The organism is Saccharophagus sp. K07 (genome assembly GCF_014336955.1).
Lineage (GTDB): Bacteria > Pseudomonadota > Gammaproteobacteria > Pseudomonadales > Cellvibrionaceae > UBA5868.
The window spans coordinates 321880-338259 of sequence record NZ_QRAI01000004.1; the positions used below are offsets into that span (position 1 = coordinate 321880).

General features: G+C 54.9%; 13 protein-coding genes. 4 read left to right on the top strand and 9 right to left on the bottom strand.

Annotated features, from left to right (window positions below; translation table 11 throughout):
- Positions 1–39: 39 nt before the first annotated feature.
- From DWB84_RS13700 to DWB84_RS13740, 9 genes are all read right to left on the bottom strand, one after another.
- The gene (locus DWB84_RS13700; protein WP_187410375.1) at positions 40–2400 is read right to left on the bottom strand and encodes a DNA polymerase II; all 2361 of its coding nucleotides are present in this window, start codon (positions 2398–2400) and stop codon (positions 40–42) included.
- A 115-nt stretch (positions 2401–2515) separates the two neighbouring features.
- Positions 2516–3856 (bottom strand): MFS transporter, encoded by a 1341-nt coding sequence (locus DWB84_RS13705; protein WP_187410376.1) that lies wholly within the window; start codon positions 3854–3856, stop codon positions 2516–2518.
- A gap of 182 nt (positions 3857–4038) precedes the next feature.
- Positions 4039–4425 carry a hypothetical protein gene (locus DWB84_RS13710; RefSeq protein WP_187410377.1) on the bottom strand — a complete coding sequence of 129 codons (387 nt, stop codon included), beginning with the start codon at positions 4423–4425 and terminating at the stop codon, positions 4039–4041.
- 59 nt (positions 4426–4484) lie between these two features.
- Positions 4485–5855, bottom strand: a complete 1371-nt coding sequence (locus DWB84_RS13715; protein WP_187410378.1) for a multicopper oxidase family protein — start codon at positions 5853–5855, stop codon at positions 4485–4487.
- Between the two features lie 13 nt (positions 5856–5868).
- Positions 5869–6966: a DUF1513 domain-containing protein gene (locus DWB84_RS13720; protein ID WP_187410379.1), complete on the bottom strand. Its 1098-nt coding sequence runs from the start codon at positions 6964–6966 to the stop codon at positions 5869–5871.
- A 3-nt stretch (positions 6967–6969) separates the two neighbouring features.
- Complete coding sequence (locus DWB84_RS13725; protein ID WP_187410380.1) at positions 6970–8055, bottom strand: imelysin family protein; 1086 nt, start codon at positions 8053–8055, stop codon at positions 6970–6972.
- Positions 8056–8082: 27 nt separating this feature from the next.
- Positions 8083–9522, bottom strand: coding sequence for a di-heme oxidoredictase family protein (locus DWB84_RS13730; protein ID WP_187410381.1), 1440 nt, complete (start codon positions 9520–9522; stop codon positions 8083–8085).
- Positions 9522–10802 (bottom strand): imelysin family protein, encoded by a 1281-nt coding sequence (locus DWB84_RS13735; RefSeq protein WP_222868191.1) that lies wholly within the window; start codon positions 10800–10802, stop codon positions 9522–9524. The genes DWB84_RS13730 and DWB84_RS13735 overlap by 1 nt, the downstream gene beginning before the upstream one ends.
- Before the next feature lie 92 nt (positions 10803–10894).
- Positions 10895–11194 (bottom strand): YhbY family RNA-binding protein, encoded by a 300-nt coding sequence (locus tag DWB84_RS13740; RefSeq protein WP_187410383.1) that lies wholly within the window; start codon positions 11192–11194, stop codon positions 10895–10897.
- Between the two features lie 187 nt (positions 11195–11381).
- Here DWB84_RS13740 and rlmE point away from each other — a divergent pair, with 187 nt between their 5' ends.
- From rlmE to glmM, 4 genes are all read left to right on the top strand, one after another.
- On the top strand, positions 11382–12011 hold the full coding sequence (gene rlmE, locus DWB84_RS13745; protein ID WP_187410384.1) for a 23S rRNA (uridine(2552)-2'-O)-methyltransferase RlmE: 630 nt from the start codon (positions 11382–11384) through the stop codon (positions 12009–12011).
- 147 nt (positions 12012–12158) lie between these two features.
- Positions 12159–14042 carry an ATP-dependent zinc metalloprotease FtsH gene (gene ftsH / locus DWB84_RS13750; RefSeq protein ID WP_187410542.1) on the top strand — a complete coding sequence of 628 codons (1884 nt, stop codon included), beginning with the start codon at positions 12159–12161 and terminating at the stop codon, positions 14040–14042.
- 72 nt (positions 14043–14114) lie between these two features.
- Positions 14115–14948, top strand: coding sequence for a dihydropteroate synthase (gene folP, locus DWB84_RS13755; protein WP_187410385.1), 834 nt, complete (start codon positions 14115–14117; stop codon positions 14946–14948).
- Between the two features lie 61 nt (positions 14949–15009).
- Complete coding sequence (gene glmM / locus DWB84_RS13760; protein ID WP_187410386.1) at positions 15010–16365, top strand: phosphoglucosamine mutase; 1356 nt, start codon at positions 15010–15012, stop codon at positions 16363–16365.
- Positions 16366–16380 lie beyond the last annotated feature (15 nt).

Genomic DNA, 16380 nt, shown 5'->3' on the forward strand with positions numbered 1-16380 from the left:
GTGAAAAAGCCGAGTAATTACCAGCTCGGCTTTTTATTGTTAGTTGAAGAGTCCTAATTGCTTATCCACCAATTCCGCCAGCGATTGCTCAACAAAATGCAAAATCGTATCCGCAACCGGACTGAGTTGTTTGTCGACATAATGTTGATAGTCGAAGGGCGATTGGCGGTAGGCGGCGGGTTCGGGGCCGTTGCGGGTGATGACATAATCCACCCAGTCGCCGCGGCGCAGTTGAATGCCGGTCCACTCCAATAATTTGCGCGCCGCTTGCACATGGGGCGGCACATTTTTTTGATAGTCGTGTAAATGCTGGCGCAGGCGTTTGCGGTAGACGAGGTCGTCATCTTTTTGACCGGTGAGAACCGCATCTGCAGTGGCGCGAACATAATCGCGATAATCTTCGCCAGCAAAAATTTTGCGATACAACTCCATCTGAAAATCCCGCGCCAATTGTGTCCAGTCGGTGCGGACATTTTCCAATCCTTTAAAAATAATGGATCTTTTCCCGTCTTTTTCCACAACACCGGCGTAACGCTTTTTCGATCCCTGATCCGAACCGCGCATGGTGGGCATTAAAAATTGCACGTAATGCGTCTCGAATTGAATTTCCAATGCGCTGGCTAATTTAAAGTCCTGCTGCAAACGTTCGCGCCACCACGCATTCAGTCCTTGAGCGAGTTGTGTGCCGATTGCCTGGCATTCATCAATATTTTTAACTGTATTACTTGTGTTTTGATTTTCCAGCCAGACAAACAGCGAATCTGTATCGCCATAAATAACGCTGTAGCCCTGCTGTTCAATCCAATCGCGACTGCGTTGAATAATCTGGTGGCCGCGCAAAGTGATGGAACTGCTGATTCGGGGATCAAAAAACCGGCAGCCGGGTGAACCGAGCACGCCGTAGAAGGAATTCATAATAATTTTAATCGCGTGCGACAAAGGGGCATTGCGTTCGGCTTTGGCGCGATCGCGGGCGGCGGACAGGTTTTCAATAATATTCGGCAATATATGGCCTTCGCGCGCAAATACAGCGCCATTAAAGCCGGGCACAATCTGTTCGTCACTTAATTGATGGTGTTGCGCCAGCCAAAAACCGCAAGGGTCGATCAAAAATGTGCGAATAATGCTGGGATACAGGCTTTTAAAATCCAGTACCAATACATTGCGATAAATGCCCGGTCGCGAATCCATCACATAACCACCGGGACTGATAATGTCCGATTGCAATTCGCCTAAATTGGGGGCGATATAACCGCGCCGGTGCAAACGCGGTAAATAGGAATATTCAAAAGCGGCCACCGAACCGCCAACGCGGTCGAGCGCAAGTCCTGTAAGATGGCTTCTCTCCACCGCAAAATGCAGCAGATTTTCCTGCTGAAAAATATCCCACACCAATTTGCAGTCCTGCAGGTTATAGGCTGCGAGCGCCGGTTTATCGGTATTGAACAAACGGGTGATATCGTGACCGCGCTGCGATCCTTTTAATAACTTGCCGTTGCCGAGCAAAGTTTGCGAAACATTTTCGAGCGAGTAACTGGTAAAAATATGATTGGCGGCTTTGAGCAGATCTATACCGTCCAAAGCAACCCGGCCGGGAATACTTAAATGGCGCCGGCCGGTATCTTCCTCCTGACGCCAGTGGATAGGTTGCTCGCCTCTGCCAATGGCGAGTGGTATGCCTTCTTTTTTGCATAGGGCGTCCAATACCCAGAGATCGAACTGCACCACACTCCAGCCGATCAAAATATCCGGGTCGTGCTGTTTCAACCAGGCAAAAAACTGCTCCAAACACATTTTCGCGGTAGGGCAAAAAATCAGCGTCGGAGTATTTTCACCTGTGCCCACCATAAATACTTTTTGCTCGTCATCATTCCATACGCCGATGGAATAAAGCTCCGTCGCATCCATGGAGGTTTCTATATCGAGAGAAACCATTTTGAGTGCCGGGCGCAAGTCAGCGGGGCTGATACCGGGATTGAGCAGCGGTCCGGGAAGGAGAGGTGGATTGGCTAATGTCAGGCGCGCACCGGCAGTGACAAAGCGCTCCATCAAATAACGCTCGGGTGGTTTGATATCCGTTTCCCAGCAGGGAATGCCCGCTTGTTCCAGTTTCGCCTGAATGTCGCGCGCGACTCGTTGGCGACGGCAATACAGCGCGTTGACCGGTTCGTTTTGAAAGGTGCGTAAAGCGACTTCTGCACTGCGCCAGTCGCGTTGTCCGCGCAATAATTCTTCGGTTTCTGCAGCGCGAGCGCGCGGAATAAAAAACACAATTTCCTGTTGCGTCACCGAGGTCCAGCAGGGGCCGCGTTCCGTTGCCCACCAAAAATCCAAGGTGATGCCATTGGGCGTGTCGCGCCAGTGGCGGGTGAGCAGAAAAGCGTTAAGTGTCTCGGACATGTCACACAGGATAATTTAGAAGAGCGGACATTTCAGGCGAAATGCCGAGCGCTAGCAATACAGAAAGAAGGGGTGCTTGAAGAAAGGCGCCCCAGAATGGAGCGCCTTGAGGAGCTTAGTCAGCTTTGTGATGGAAAGGGGCGAACCAGCAGATGATGAACGACGGAATAGTCGCGAGCATCACGAAGACGAAGTAGCCGATATAACCCATCATTTCTTGCAGCACACCACTGACCATACCAGTCAGCATCATGCACAGACCCATCAAAGCCGTACCGAACGCATAGTGGGTAGTAGCGTATTTACCGGGAGCCATTTGCTGCATCAGGTAAATCATGAAGCCTACGGAACCGACACCAAAGAAGAACTGCTCGATAATCACGCCCGCAGCCACCAGCGCGTAGCTCTCCGGCTGGTAGATGGCGAGCAGCAGGAAGGTGACGTTAGGAACGTTGATGCAGATACACAGAGGAAACAAGGCTTTCTTCAGGCCCTTTTTCGCGACGTAAGCGCCGCCGATCAGGGAGCCGACCAACAACGCAACCAAGCCGAGGGTACCATAGATAATGCCGAACTCCTGGTTGGTCATAGCGAGGCCGCCGTTTTCCAGGGAGTCTTTCATAAACAGCATGCTGGGGGCGTTCAGGAAGCCGAAGCTGACGCGGAACAGCAGGGCAAAACCGATCATCAGCCAGATGCCTTTTTTCTGGAAAAAGGTCACGAAGGCGTCGATCAAAGTCTTAACCGCTTCGCCCGGACTGCTTGGCGTATTTTCCGCGCGCGCACCATCTGGCATAACACGCCAGTGCCAGCCGGCCATCAGCAGCATCAGTGCGCCCATCATCAGGAATACCACTTGCCACGCCTGACCCCATTCAGGTCCGGTGATATGCGGGTCATGTCCGAAAACATACTGGTGCAGCAGACCGCTCGACACCACCATCACGCTCATCATGGCGAGTTTGCCGAGGTTCCAGCTCAAGCTCTGCCAGCCGCAATAGAGCGCCTGGGATTTACTGTCGAGCGAGGTGACATATACCCCGTCGGTGGTGATGTCCTGCGCGGCCCCCAGGAACGATAAGATCCAGAAGAACACCAGCATCACGGTGATGTAACTCGGCAGATTCATGGAGAGCGCAACGCCGATAAAGCCCAAACCGAGCAGTACCTGGCACAAGAGCACAAAGAATTTTTTGGTTTTGTACATTTCCAGGAAGGCGGCATACAGCGGCTTGATGGTGTAAGCCAAGCCGAGTGCACTGGCGTAGCCGGCGGCTTTGGCATTGTCCATACCCAGGTTGCTGAACATCACTACCGCAGCGGCAGTCAGCATGTTGTAGGTGAGGGCCATGGTGAAGTAGCCGGTGGGTACCCACAGCAGAGGGTGGCGGCGGGGTGCAGCGGACGCCGGGGTGTCGGCGTAGGACGAGGTTTCAGGACGTGCAGTCGTAGTCATTATTGTTAGGCCTTTAATCAATATTTACTTCCGAAGTCACTGCATGACTTCGATTCCAGACGGGGCTGAGCTGATCCGGCAGGTCATTCTAGCGGATGCCACCGCAGATGAAGTGGGTTATTTTTTGAACCTGTCGCGAAATTTATCTAAATATTTGCGCAATAGATGAGAGGTAAGCCACATCACCAACGTTCGATAGTGTCCGGAAACCTTTGCCGGTCCTCGTCCGTAGCCCGGTCGCGGCATTCTCCGCGCAGACGTTGCACCGTCTCTCCCGCGTATCTGCCCAGCAGCACATAGCCCTGCCGGCAATATTGCGACTGTTCCATGGCTTCATCGAGCATCGCTAATAAACGTTTGCTATCGCTTGTTTTGCTCCTGCTTCCGCCGGTCCCTCTTGCGCCGCCACCCGGGGGGCCGCCCATGGGCTGTTGGGGAACGGCGTGCGAGGCAAATTCAAAGAGCTTCAGGCCGCCTTCCGTAATGCGTGTTTGCAGTTGCATCGGTGGCGCAGCATGGCGTTTATGCGCGCATCCGGCGCCAAATAACAGAAGGGCAAAAAACAGCATTAGCCGTTGGACTCGAGATCTGCAGATAAAGCTCATAGAAAAGTGAAATCCTGGTTCGTTCAGGTCACGCGAATATAACCCATCAGACCCGTGTCCATATGCTCGATCACATGGCAGTGGAACATCCAATCGCCCGGATTATCCGCCACTATGGCCACTTCCGCCCGCTCATTCTTCTCCAGCAGTATGGTATCGGTGTGATAGGGCTTGATCTCGCGCTGGTTGGATTTGAGCACAGTAAAGGTAAAACCGTGCAGATGGATGGGGTGATGATGTGGCGTCGCGTTGTGCAGCTCGAAGATATAGGTTTCGCCGCGTTTTAAAACGGCGAGCGGCTCCGGCAGGTGCATATGGCTATGGTCTGACCAGGCACGTTTGTTGATGGTCCAGAAGATTGCATCCACCTCGCCGTGATGGTTCACCGGTGACAATGCGCCCGCCCATTCAAATACCAGCGGAATACGTTTGGCATTGGCGAGGTCAAGGGCAGGGATTGGATTAAGCGGCAGCTTGGGCACAGAGCGCGGCAACAGGCCCGACGGGATGACTTCCAGCTCGCAAATCGTAAATTCAAAACTGCCTTTGCGGTCGACTATGTGATGTACGCCTGGAGTGGTGGGCACCTGAATCGCCAGATCCACGCGCATGCCCGCACCGAGCGGATGGGTAGTCAAGGGTTCCGGCTCGGCCAGTGGGTTGCCTTCCACCGCAAGGACTTGGGCGGGCAGATCCGCGCCTATATTGAACACGCGCGTATTGTCGAGATTGGCCAGGCGCAGGCGGACGACGCTACCTGCCAGCACTGGAACGCGCAGTTCCGGCTTGCCGTTTACCGTGGGGAAGTTGCCGAGCGTCCCGGTGCGCGCGGCGGCTCTGTGACTGGTAAAGGGGGCAAAACTGCCGTCCTCGTGTAGATGCCAGTCTTTTAATGCCAGGGCAACATCCTGGTCGAAATGCACAGGCTCTTCTTCGTCGACGATCAGCAGTCCCACCAGCCCACGGCTCAATTGCACCACGCTGTTCATATGCGGGTGGTACCAGAAGGTGCCGGCGTCCGGGCAGGTGAATTCGTAAACGAAGGTTCCGCCGGACGGAATCGGTTCCTGGGTCAGACCGGGCACCCCGTCGGCGGCGTTATTAAGGCGGATGCCATGCCAGTGGATGGTGGTGGCTTCCGGCAGATGGTTGCGCACCAGAATGCGCACCGGCTGGTTCTGTTTTACCCGCAGTACCGGGCCGGGCGCTTGGCCGTTGAAGGTCCAGGCGGGCGTCACCGTCCTCGGCTTTAAGGTCAAAGGTGTTTCGGCGAGCACCAGCTCGTAATCATAAGTGTCGCCGAGGATTCCGCGCCGGCTGGCGCAACTGCTCAACAACATACTGCTGCTTGCGGCTATCACGCCCTGCAGGCAGCGGCGGCGGGAAATCTTCATGAAAGCTCTCAAATCAAACTAAAACCAGATGGTTATCCCATTGCAATTGCGGTGTATGAGCCGCCAGCTCCAGACGGGGTTCCGGGCGCAGCCGCACATAGACCAGCTGGCCGACACCGTTGCTCACCAAAAAACTGTTTTCTTCCGGAGCCCACACGACCCCGGCGACATCACGCACGCTGAAGTGTTTTTGGATGCGATTGCTTTCCAGATCCCACAGGCTGACCAAAGAACCGCGCGGCGTGGTGGTCAGGGCAAAACGCCCGTCAGCAGATACCGCCACGCTGGCGATATATTGATCCATGCTGCGCCAGTCGGCGGCGGTCGCTCCAAGCTCTTGTAGCGCTCCGCCCAATCTATGGCGAAACACCAAGGGGTGGGGTGAATCTTCGATTCCCGGGGTATGGGCCTGAGCTCCCACAATCATCGAGCCGTCCGGCGTTACCGCCAGATGGCGCAGGCTGATCTGATGGTGGGGCGGAAAGACCTGTTCCAGCAGGGTTCCGGATTTCGCCTCGAAGTACGCCAGGCTCGGCTCCATGGATTCCAGATCCAGCATCTCCCGCTCGGAGGTGAGAATGCCGCCATTGGCGACCACCAATGTTTCACCATCCGGTAAAAACGCCAATTGATGCGGATCAAGGCCGTGGGTATCGAACTCGCGCAGTTTGCGGAAAGGCGCGGCGGCTTCATAGACATTGACCACCCCCATTTGCCGTTCAAAGGCGTAGCTGGTCAGCAACAGATGCCCATCTTTATCCAGCACACCGTGGCCGCAGAAATGCTGTCCATCCTCGGCAACCAGGGTCGCGGCGATACGTTTTTCCTGCATATCGACGATGTAACAGTGCCGCCCCGGGCGGCGGGCGAAATAGATGGCAAAACGTTCGTCGAGCGGGCGCGCATCGTGGGCCCGGTAGGGAACGGGCAGGCAGTAGGCCAGCTGCCCATTAGCGCTGAAGCCGAGCAGGCAGTGTTCGCTGCCCGTGTCAGCGGCACTCAAAAACTGCACTGACTCTGGGTTCGTACCATTTCGATATAAACCTATGCCAACCACGGACAGAATCCCGCCCGCGCCAGCACCCAACAGCATTTGCCGGCGGTTGATCATGGCTCAATCCCCATCGCTCGAATTGAAGCCCAACTGAATCTGCAGCGCGTCCGGCATATCGCGCTTCAACAGAGCAATCAATTGCCCGAGCGTATCCCAAGCTGCCTGAAACTGCGGCAGCGCCTGCTCATTGCGCACATGATCAAACAGCGGTGCCGGAAGTGCGCTTAGTGCTTTGCGGCTGTCGCCAAAGGATTGTTCGATGCGATTGGCGAGATCCGCATGTCCCTCGGCGATCAGTACAGGCTTGAGTCCCTTAAGGAACAATTGCTCATCGGCGGCGAGTTCCGTTTGCATGGCCGGAAGTGAGGTTTTGCTGCGCCAGAGTTCGACGTGGTAAGGGTTCATACGCCCCCCGCCCGGCCTGCCGCCGAAGGGTTCGCCCAATTTGCGGTTTTTGACGAACTCGACGCTCATTACCACGGCGCTGGCTAGGGCTGTCACTACATCTCTATTGGTCGGGAAGGCGATATTGCCTTCGCCGGCGGACAGAAATACGCCCAGGTAATTGTCCCCCTCCATCGCCCAGCCACTATGCAATGCTTTGGCGACGTTAGCTGTATTTTGTGATGCGGCGGTAAGGAATTCGCAGATACGCAGATTTTGATAGTTTTCCAGCGGGGTTTTCTGCGGGTCGAACAGCAGGTATTCCAGGGCCGACAAACCCTGTACCAACACATTGCTCCCCGCCAGAGCTTCGGCGGTGATCGGGGTATCTTTCGCCAGTAATTCCTCAACCTTCTGGCCGACGCGGTTGTGGGTATCCGGCCAGAACTGCAGGCGCCACGCCTGATTGCCGTCGGCGACCGGCCCGAAGTTGATCACGCGCAGGGTCTGCCAAGACATCATGGCGGTGCGCCAGCTCTGTCGGCTCGCTTCGAGCTCTCCCGGATTGCCCGGATTCTGACAAAACCGCTCCAGGCTTTGTTGCAGTTCTGCCGTATCCCGGACAAAGGTCTGGTGCCAGGGAAGAATCAATTCATGCGCGGTGGTGGATAAAGCCTGGTCAACCGGTGATGGCTCGTGTTTCGGCGAGCAGCCGACCGCGCTCACGGCACAGCAAAGGATCAGGGCTAAACGGGTGAACATTGGACGCACCTGCATCAAGAAATGTTTTTATAAAGAATTCAAAAAGGCCAGTAAGGCTTCCCTTTGTTGGGTGGGCAGCTGGCGTACCTTTTCACGACTGGATTCTGCTTCTCCGCCGTGCCACAAAATCGCTTCGAGCAGATTGCGCGCGCGGCCATCGTGGAGGAGGAAGGTGTGACCCACCACGGTTTCGGTCAAGCCGATTCCCCACAGGGGCGGTGTTCGCCACTCTTGGCCAGTGGCGAGAAATTCCCCGCGGCCATCCGCCAATCCCGGCCCCATATCGTGGAGCAACAGGTCGGTAAACGGGTGAATCGTCTGATGGCTTAGCCATTCATGCGGTGATGCGCCGGTCTTCCAGGTAGGCGTATGACAGGCCGCGCAACCGCTGGCGAGAAACACCTGCCAACCCTGCTGCACTTGGGGATCGTCTGCGTTGCGGCGCGCCGGCACAGCCAGGTTGGCCGTATAAAAATCCACCTGGGCCTGAATCTGCGCTTCCAGCTCAGGCTTGCCGCCACTTAATTGCAGGCAGAGAGCAGGGCTTAAAGGACATTCTTCTGTGGGAAAAAGTCCCGAGGTGATGCCCATATCGTGATTAAACGCGCTGGCGTTCTGCTGCGGCAGATTGGGTTGCCCGGCCTTCCAGCCAAATCGGCCAAGGACGGTGACATTGCCGCTATGATCCCATACCCGATTGGCACGCCCCGAGATACCGTCGCTGTTGGCATCGTCCGGATCTTCCTGCGCCAGTATGTCAGCCGCATCTATTGCTGCTAGTAAACCGAGGCCGATCATCGGCGGCGCCACGCGTGCTGAAAACTGGGTCTGTGGATGCAAGGGTCCATAGGCGAGGTCAGTGATTTCCAGCTCGGGCTTGCGCAGCATTACCACGGTGCCGTCAGCGAGTTCGACCGGAAATTCCTGGTAGCGGGCTTTTATCTGGCCCTCCGGTTTGGCGGGAGCCACGGCGAAGTCCTGCAACTGAAATCCATAGGTCGGCTCCGGGACATTGCCAAATTTCTTCAACGTCTCCAGGTCGGCTTCCCCGCGCGGCGGAATGCTCAGCCGCACCAGCATGGATACGCTGTTGACCCGATCGGGTTCCGGCGGATGGCCGCGACCGTCTTTGATATGGCAGTTCTGACAGGCGTTGGTGTTCATCAGCGGCCCAAGCCCATCGCGCGCCGTGGTGGAGGAGGGCGCAATAACCCAGGGATTGCGGAAAAAACTATTGCCGACGCTAAAGTCCAACCGCCGGGTCAGCGGCATATTGGCTGCGGGAAGGGAAAACGCCGTGGGATGGGTACTGTGAACCGAGGTCTCACCACCGGACAAAACCCCAGGCGGCGGTGCCGTATTTTCCGCCTGCACCAGCGCGGGCAGGCACAAGGCACTGAGCGCCAGCGCCTTCGTTAATCCTCCGACAATGCGTTTCCTGCCGAATCGACCTGATTCATTGCCCATTAAAAGGAATGGTCTGCTGTATCAGGAGCGAAGTTGCTGATGCCCAGCAGCTTGGCGATTTCTTCTATTACGGCAGTCTCAGCCACCAACGCTTCTATGCTTCTTTTAATAATGGCCGAACCAGCGGCATTACCTTCAGCGATCATCTGATCGAATTTTTGTGGTGATTTTGGATCTTCCGCCGCTGCCACCATGGCTTGCAACGCCGCCTCGGTTTTCTCTAACGCCGCGACCATACGAGTGTGCAGCGCGGGGTTTTTCGCCTGGACCAGATCGGCGAGCGAAGGTCCTTCCACCACAGCGCCGTTCACGCGCGTGTAGCGACCGAAATAAATATTGGCTATGCCTTTGGCGTTGTAGTAGTGGGAATTGTGGGTGTTGTCGCTGAAGCAGTCGTGCTCATCTTCGGTGGAGTTGGCTTCCAGCGCGACCTTCATACGCTCGCCCGCCAGTTCACCCAGTGCCAGACTGCCCATACCGAACAGCATTTTTTTCAGGCTGTCTTCGGGTTTGGCCAACAGTTGCGCCGCGTAGGTATCGGGTTTGGCGGCATCCCAAATACCGGTGATTTCTTCCAGATCCTTGACCAACAGTTCAGTGGCAGCGCGCAGATACTGAGCGCGTCGGTCGCAGTTGCCGTTGGTGCAGCCTTTGCCTTGGACATAGTCAGTGTATGGCCGATTGCCAGCACCAGGGCCTGAACCGTTCAAATCCTGTCCCCACAACAGAAACTCGATAGCGTGGTAGCCCGTCGCCACGTTTACCTCAGAGCCGCCCAATTCATTCAGGTCCGCGAGCAGTTCTGGGGTGATGGGGTCAAGCTTCAGGGTGGTATTGCCGATCTTCAATTCCGGATTGGCGATGATATTGGCCGTCGCGGCCACATTGCCCATCTCGTGCTGGTAACCCTTGGCAACATAGTCGATCAGGCCTTCGTCCAAGGGCCAGGCGTTCACCTGACCTTCCCATTCATCCACCGGCGGATTGCCAAAGCGGAAAGCTTCGGTCTGCATATAAGGAACGCGAGCAGCCAACCATGCTTGTCGGGCAGCCTGTAAACTCTTTTCTGAAGGAGCTGCGAGAAAAGCTTCGACGCTTTTTTGCAGCTGTCGGGCAGTAGTAAGAGCATCGCCAAAGGTTGCGCTGGCGAGATTGGTATAAGTGCGCGTCACAGCTGCTGCCGAAACCGCTTCCTTGGCTTTTTCAGGAGCTGCGTGGGAAGCGGATGCAAACAGAACGACAGGTGCGATCAGAATGAGGGGGAGTCGGGCGAGCTTCACAGAAAACCTCAAATTTAAAACGGGTGAAAACACCCGTAGACCGGGTCGGGACGCACAATAATACAAATAAGAATTATTATCAAATAGTCCGATTAGCGGATATTGGAGGTCGAGACTTTGGGTTTGCGCGCCGCGCGGAAAATCAGCACGACTTTACCGATGGTTTGCACCAATTCCGCTCCTGTGACAGAGCAGAGTTCCGCAACAACTTCTTTGCGCTCGTCGCGATCTTCAATCGCCAGTTTGACCTTGATCAGCTCGTGGTCCTCCAGCGCTCTTTCCAGCTCGGCCTGAACGCCGTCGGACAACCCCTTGCCCGCAATGGTCACTACGGGCTTCAAGCCGTGACCGATGGTGCGAAAACGTTTTTTGGTTTCTTGAGATATGGACATAAAAACTACCTAAATAAATGTTACCTATCGGCTGGCGCAGGGTTTTCAACTTCACTTTTTTCGCGCAGATGCAATAATACCCCGTTTTGCGGGCGTTCCTGGCGCCCAATCTCGCCTTATTCAAGCCTCCGGCGGCGTAAAGCGGGGCATATTCTATAGGCTTCCACGAGTTCGGACTCAAAGTTTTATGGCGCGATCCAAAAGTAGCCGGCGCTGGCTGCAAGAACATTTCAATGATCACTATGTCAAAGAGTCGCAAAAAGACGGCTACCGTTCGCGCGCCAGCTATAAACTCTTAGAGCTTCACGAGAAAGACAAACTGTTCAGACCCGGAATGACGGTCGTCGACCTCGGTGCAGCCCCAGGTGGTTGGTCCCAGGTGGTGGCTCCACTCGTCGGCGATAAAGGGATGGTTCTGGCATCCGACATATTGCCTATGGATAGTTTGGAAGGCGTCACTTTTATCCAGGGGGATTTCACCGACGAGCAGGTTTTTCAGAGTCTGCTCGATGCGTTGGACGGGCGCCCGGTCGACGTTGTAATTTCGGACATGGCCCCCAATATGAGTGGTATCGCAGATGTTGACCAGCCTAAGAGCATGTATCTGGTGGAACTTGCCCTGGACATGGCTCGTCAAGTATTGCGACCCGGCGGCAGCTTCGTATGCAAAGCATTTCACGGCGAGGGTTTTGATGCGTGGATGAAAGAGTGCAGAAACCTCTTCGCCCAAGTCGCAACCCGCAAACCTGATGCATCCCGTTCCCGCTCGCGAGAAGTCTATTTGGTCGGCAAGAATTTTCGGCCGGAGCGAGGCTGAACTTTCGCTGTTGGGTTACGCAAAAATTCGCTGAATCATTGAATTGGTACAGCGTTTAACGAGTTTTCGGTGTCTATACTGCAAACTTACCCGCTCCTCATTGGTGGAGCGTTTTGAGGTATTTGAGGAGCCTGAATTTTGAACGACATGGCAAAAAATCTCGTACTCTGGCTGGTTATCGCGGCGGTTCTCTTTACCGTATTCGAAAACTTTAAAGATCACGAACCCAAAGGCGAACTGACCTATTCCCAGTTTGTTTACGCGGTGCAGGAAAATCAGGTGCGGGAGGTTGTGATCAGCGACACCCATATCCGCGGAGTCCGCATCGACAACACGCCATTCGTCGTTGTTCGCCCGCATTTGTGGGATGAGAAGTTGGTCGATGACCTGCTGGCCCACAATGTGACCATCAAAGGTGCCGAACCTCGTTCACCGAGCTTGTGGGAGCAGCTGCTAGTTGCGAGCTTCCCGATCCTGCTTTTTATTGCAGTCTTCATCTTCTTTATGCGGCAGATGCAGGGCGGTGCTGGCGGGCGTGGCGGTCCTATGAGTTTCGCCAAGAGCCGTGCGCGTCTGCTGGGTGAGGACCAAGTCAAAACCACCTTTGCCGACGTCGCTGGTGTCGACGAAGCCAAAGAAGAAGTGCAAGAACTGGTTGAATACCTGCGCGACCCAGGCCGATTCCAACGCCTGGGCGGTCGTATTCCCCGCGGTGTGTTGATGGCAGGTCCTCCCGGAACTGGTAAAACCCTGTTGGCCAAAGCCATTGCTGGTGAAGCCAAGGTGCCCTTCTTCTCAATCTCCGGTTCTGATTTCGTTGAAATGTTCGTCGGTGTCGGTGCGTCTCGTGTGCGCGACATGTTCGACCAAGCGAAAAAACAAGCGCCCTGCATTATTTTCATCGACGAGATCGATGCTGTCGGTCGTCATCGCGGCGGCGGTCATGGCGGCGGCAACGACGAACGCGAACAGACGTTGAACCAGTTGTTGGTGGAAATGGACGGGTTCGAAGGTAACGAAGGCATTATCGTGATCGCCGCGACCAACCGTCCCGATGTGCTCGACCGCGCTCTGTTGCGTCCCGGCCGTTTCGACCGCCAAGTTAACGTCGGGTTGCCCGATGTCCGTGGCCGCGAGCAGATTTTGAAAGTGCATATGCGCAAAGTCCCGCTGGAAGAAGGCGTCGATCCGAAAGTGATCGCCCGCGGAACGCCCGGATTCTCCGGTGCTGATTTGGCCAACTTGGTCAACGAAGCTGCTCTCCTCGCCGCGCGCGCCAACAAGCGTGTCGTGACCGAAGAAGAATTCGAAAAAGCGCGCGATAAGATCCTGATGGGTACCGAGCGGCGCACTTTGGTGATGTCGGAAAAAGAGAAAGAGTCGACTGCCTACCACGAAGCTGGCCACGCCATCATCGGCTTCTTGTCCGCCGAGCACGACCCGATTCACAAGGTCACCATTATTCCGCGTGGACGCGCCTTGGGCGTTACTCAGTTTCTGCCGGAAGGTGATCGCATCAGCGAAAGCCGTCGCAAATTGCTCGGCGATATCGCCACGCTGTACGGCGGTCGTATCGCTGAAGAAATGATGTACGGCGTTGAAGGTGTCAGCACTGGTGCTTACCAGGACATCAAAATGGCAACGTCGATTGCCCGTGCAATGGTGGTTAACTACGGTTTGTCCGAAAAACTGGGCCCGCTGGATTACGATGCTAAAGATGACGACTACTTCGGTGGCCGCAAAATCTCCAGCCATACCCAGCGTTTGATCGATGAAGAAGTAAAAGCCATTACCGATCAGTGCTACCAAAAAGCCAAAACCATATTGCAGGAGAACGAGGATATTCTGATCGCGATGAAAAACGCGTTAATGGAATACGAAACTCTCGATTCCGAGCAGGTGGCGGATTTGATGGCTCGACGCAAAGTGCGTCCGCCGCGTGAATGGCGCGATGGTGATATGGGCGGTGCCAAAACGAAAAATGACAACATAGATCGCGGCACGGTCGGCAAGCCAGCGGAAGAAATGTAAGTCCTTCTCGAACGACTCCATCCAGGCCAGACACCAAATGTCTGGCCTTTTTTGTTGTAGCGGAATAAATAGATGCAAATTGAATTCGGCTCGCGAGTTTTAGATTTCGTGCATCCCCGAATTATGGGGGTGCTTAATGTCACGCCAGACTCTTTTTATGATGGTGGGGCCTGTTATGAAAACGGCGTGCTCAATTTGGATTTAGCGCTGCGCCACGCTGAACGCCTGGTCGCCGAGGGCGCAGACTTTTTGGATATCGGCGGCGAATCAACTCGGCCAGGTGCAGCACCAGTATCGCCTGAGGAAGAATGTGATCGAGTCCTGCCAGTCGTACGCGCGGTAGCGGAGCGCTTGGACGTCGTTATCTCGGTGGACACCAGCAATCCGTTGTTGATGCGAGAAGCTGCGATAGCGGGTGCAGGTTTGATAAATGACGTGCGCTCGCTGCAAGTTCCCGGTGCTTTGGCAGCGGCTGTCGCGTCCGGATTGCCAGTGTGTGTGATGCACATGATCGGCACGCCCGCCAATATGCAGCAAGAACCTAAATACGACGATGTTGTCCGCGAAGTGAAAGACTTCCTTGCAGAGCGCAAGCAGGAATGTATTAGGGCAGGGATTTCTGCAGAAAAGATTTTCGTCGATCCTGGTATCGGCTTTGGCAAAACCGATGCGCACAATCTCGAGTTGTTGAAAAATCTCAATCAATTCTGCAGTCTAGGCCCCGTTTTACTCGGGGTATCGCGCAAGTCGATGTTCGGTCGGTTGTTGGGGCGTGCCCCATCCGAACGGCTGCCGGCCAGTTTGGCTGCGGGATTAATCGGCTGTCAGAAGGGGGCCAGTATTTTGCGGGTTCATGATGTAGCCGCAACGCGGGACGCGTTAGAAATCTGGCGCTTAATCGGTTAAGCGTCAGGAGTGCGAATGTTCAGCAATCAAATGCATAACGATAAGAAACGAGGAGCCGCGCGTGAAGCGTAAATATTTCGGTACCGACGGTATTCGTGGACGAGTAGGTCAGTCCCCCATCACCCCTGATTTTTTTCTCCATCTCGGATGGGCAGTCGGCAAGGTTCTGGCTGGCGAACAGCGGGGTGAAGCCAAGTCTCCTATGGTATTAATCGGCAAGGACACGCGCATATCAGGTTATATGTTTGAATCCGCTTTAGAAGCGGGTTTAATCGCTGCCGGCGTTGATGTTGGGCTTTTGGGACCTATGCCAACGCCAGGTATCGCCTATCTCACCCGGACCTTTCAAGCCAGCGCCGGTATTGTTATCAGTGCCTCGCACAATCCTTATACGGATAACGGCATCAAATTATTTAGCACTGACGGCGGCAAGCTGAATGATGATATAGAGTCGGCAATAGAGGCTCAGCTCGATCAGCCGATGATTACCGCAGAAAAGCTTGGCAAAGCGCGCCGAATCAGCGATGCGGAAGGCCGCTATATCGAATTTTGCAAAGGTAGCTTACCGTGGGGGTTTTCCTTGACGGGACTGTCCATTGTGGTCGACTGCGCTAACGGCGCTACCTATAAAGTCGCGCCTGAAGTATTCAAAGAATTGGGTGCGAGCGTTACCACCATTGGCAACACGCCAGACGGCATCAACATTAATAAAGAATGCGGCTCTACCGATGTCGGAGCTCTGCAGGAAAAAGTCACTTCGCTGGGTGTTGATCTCGGCATAGCATTTGACGGCGACGGCGACCGGGTGATTTTTGTCGATCACACTGGTGTTACGGTCGACGGCGATGATTTGCTTTATATCATCGCGGCTCACAAACACCTCCATGAAGGTGGTTGTACAGGAGTTGTCGGCACCTTGATGAGCAACTTTGGTTTTGAATTGGCGCTGAAAGAGCTCGGTATCCCATTTGCACGCGCCAAAGTGGGCGACCGCTATGTGCTGGAGCTCATGAAGGAGCGCAACTGGATTTTGGGAGGTGAATCCTCCGGCCACATTGTCTGCGGAGATGCGACCACAACAGGTGATGGAATCATTTCTGCTTTGCAGGTCTTACAGGCATTGCAGAAGGAGGGCAAATCGCTGTGCGAAATGCGGCAAAAAATTAACAAAACTCCACAGTGCATGATCAATGTTCCGGTATCGAAGAAAATCGATCTGGACAGCAATCAAGGTGTACGTTCAGCGGTTGCACAAGTGGAAGAGAAATTGGATGGCCGCGGCCGAGTTCTTCTGCGTGCTTCCGGCACCGAGCCGGTGATCAGAGTCATGGTTGAGGGCGAGCAGGGTGAGCTGGTCAGTGCATTGGCAAAAGAGCTGGCGGACTCAGTTCGCGAAGTTGTAAACGCCGCAGTTTAAATAACTGCTTCGTAG

What these genes read in the sequence shown, in the direction of transcription:
- DWB84_RS13700 (WP_187410375.1), bottom strand. Translation starts at nt 2,400, where the DNA reads ATGTCCGAGACACTTAACGCTTTTCTGCTCACCCGCCACTGGCGCGAC.
- DWB84_RS13705 (WP_187410376.1), bottom strand. Translation starts at nt 3,856, where the DNA reads ATGACTACGACTGCACGTCCTGAAACCTCGTCCTACGCCGACACCCCG.
- DWB84_RS13710 (WP_187410377.1), bottom strand. Translation starts at nt 4,425, where the DNA reads ATGCTGTTTTTTGCCCTTCTGTTATTTGGCGCCGGATGCGCGCATAAA.
- DWB84_RS13715 (WP_187410378.1), bottom strand. Translation starts at nt 5,855, where the DNA reads ATGAAGATTTCCCGCCGCCGCTGCCTGCAGGGCGTGATAGCCGCAAGC.
- DWB84_RS13720 (WP_187410379.1), bottom strand. Translation starts at nt 6,966, where the DNA reads ATGATCAACCGCCGGCAAATGCTGTTGGGTGCTGGCGCGGGCGGGATT.
- DWB84_RS13725 (WP_187410380.1), bottom strand. Translation starts at nt 8,055, where the DNA reads ATGTTCACCCGTTTAGCCCTGATCCTTTGCTGTGCCGTGAGCGCGGTC.
- DWB84_RS13730 (WP_187410381.1), bottom strand. Translation starts at nt 9,522, where the DNA reads ATGGGCAATGAATCAGGTCGATTCGGCAGGAAACGCATTGTCGGAGGA.
- DWB84_RS13740 (WP_187410383.1), bottom strand. Translation starts at nt 11,194, where the DNA reads ATGTCCATATCTCAAGAAACCAAAAAACGTTTTCGCACCATCGGTCAC.
- rlmE (WP_187410384.1), top strand. Translation starts at nt 11,382, where the DNA reads ATGGCGCGATCCAAAAGTAGCCGGCGCTGGCTGCAAGAACATTTCAAT.
- ftsH (WP_187410542.1), top strand. Translation starts at nt 12,159, where the DNA reads ATGGCAAAAAATCTCGTACTCTGGCTGGTTATCGCGGCGGTTCTCTTT.
- folP (WP_187410385.1), top strand. Translation starts at nt 14,115, where the DNA reads ATGCAAATTGAATTCGGCTCGCGAGTTTTAGATTTCGTGCATCCCCGA.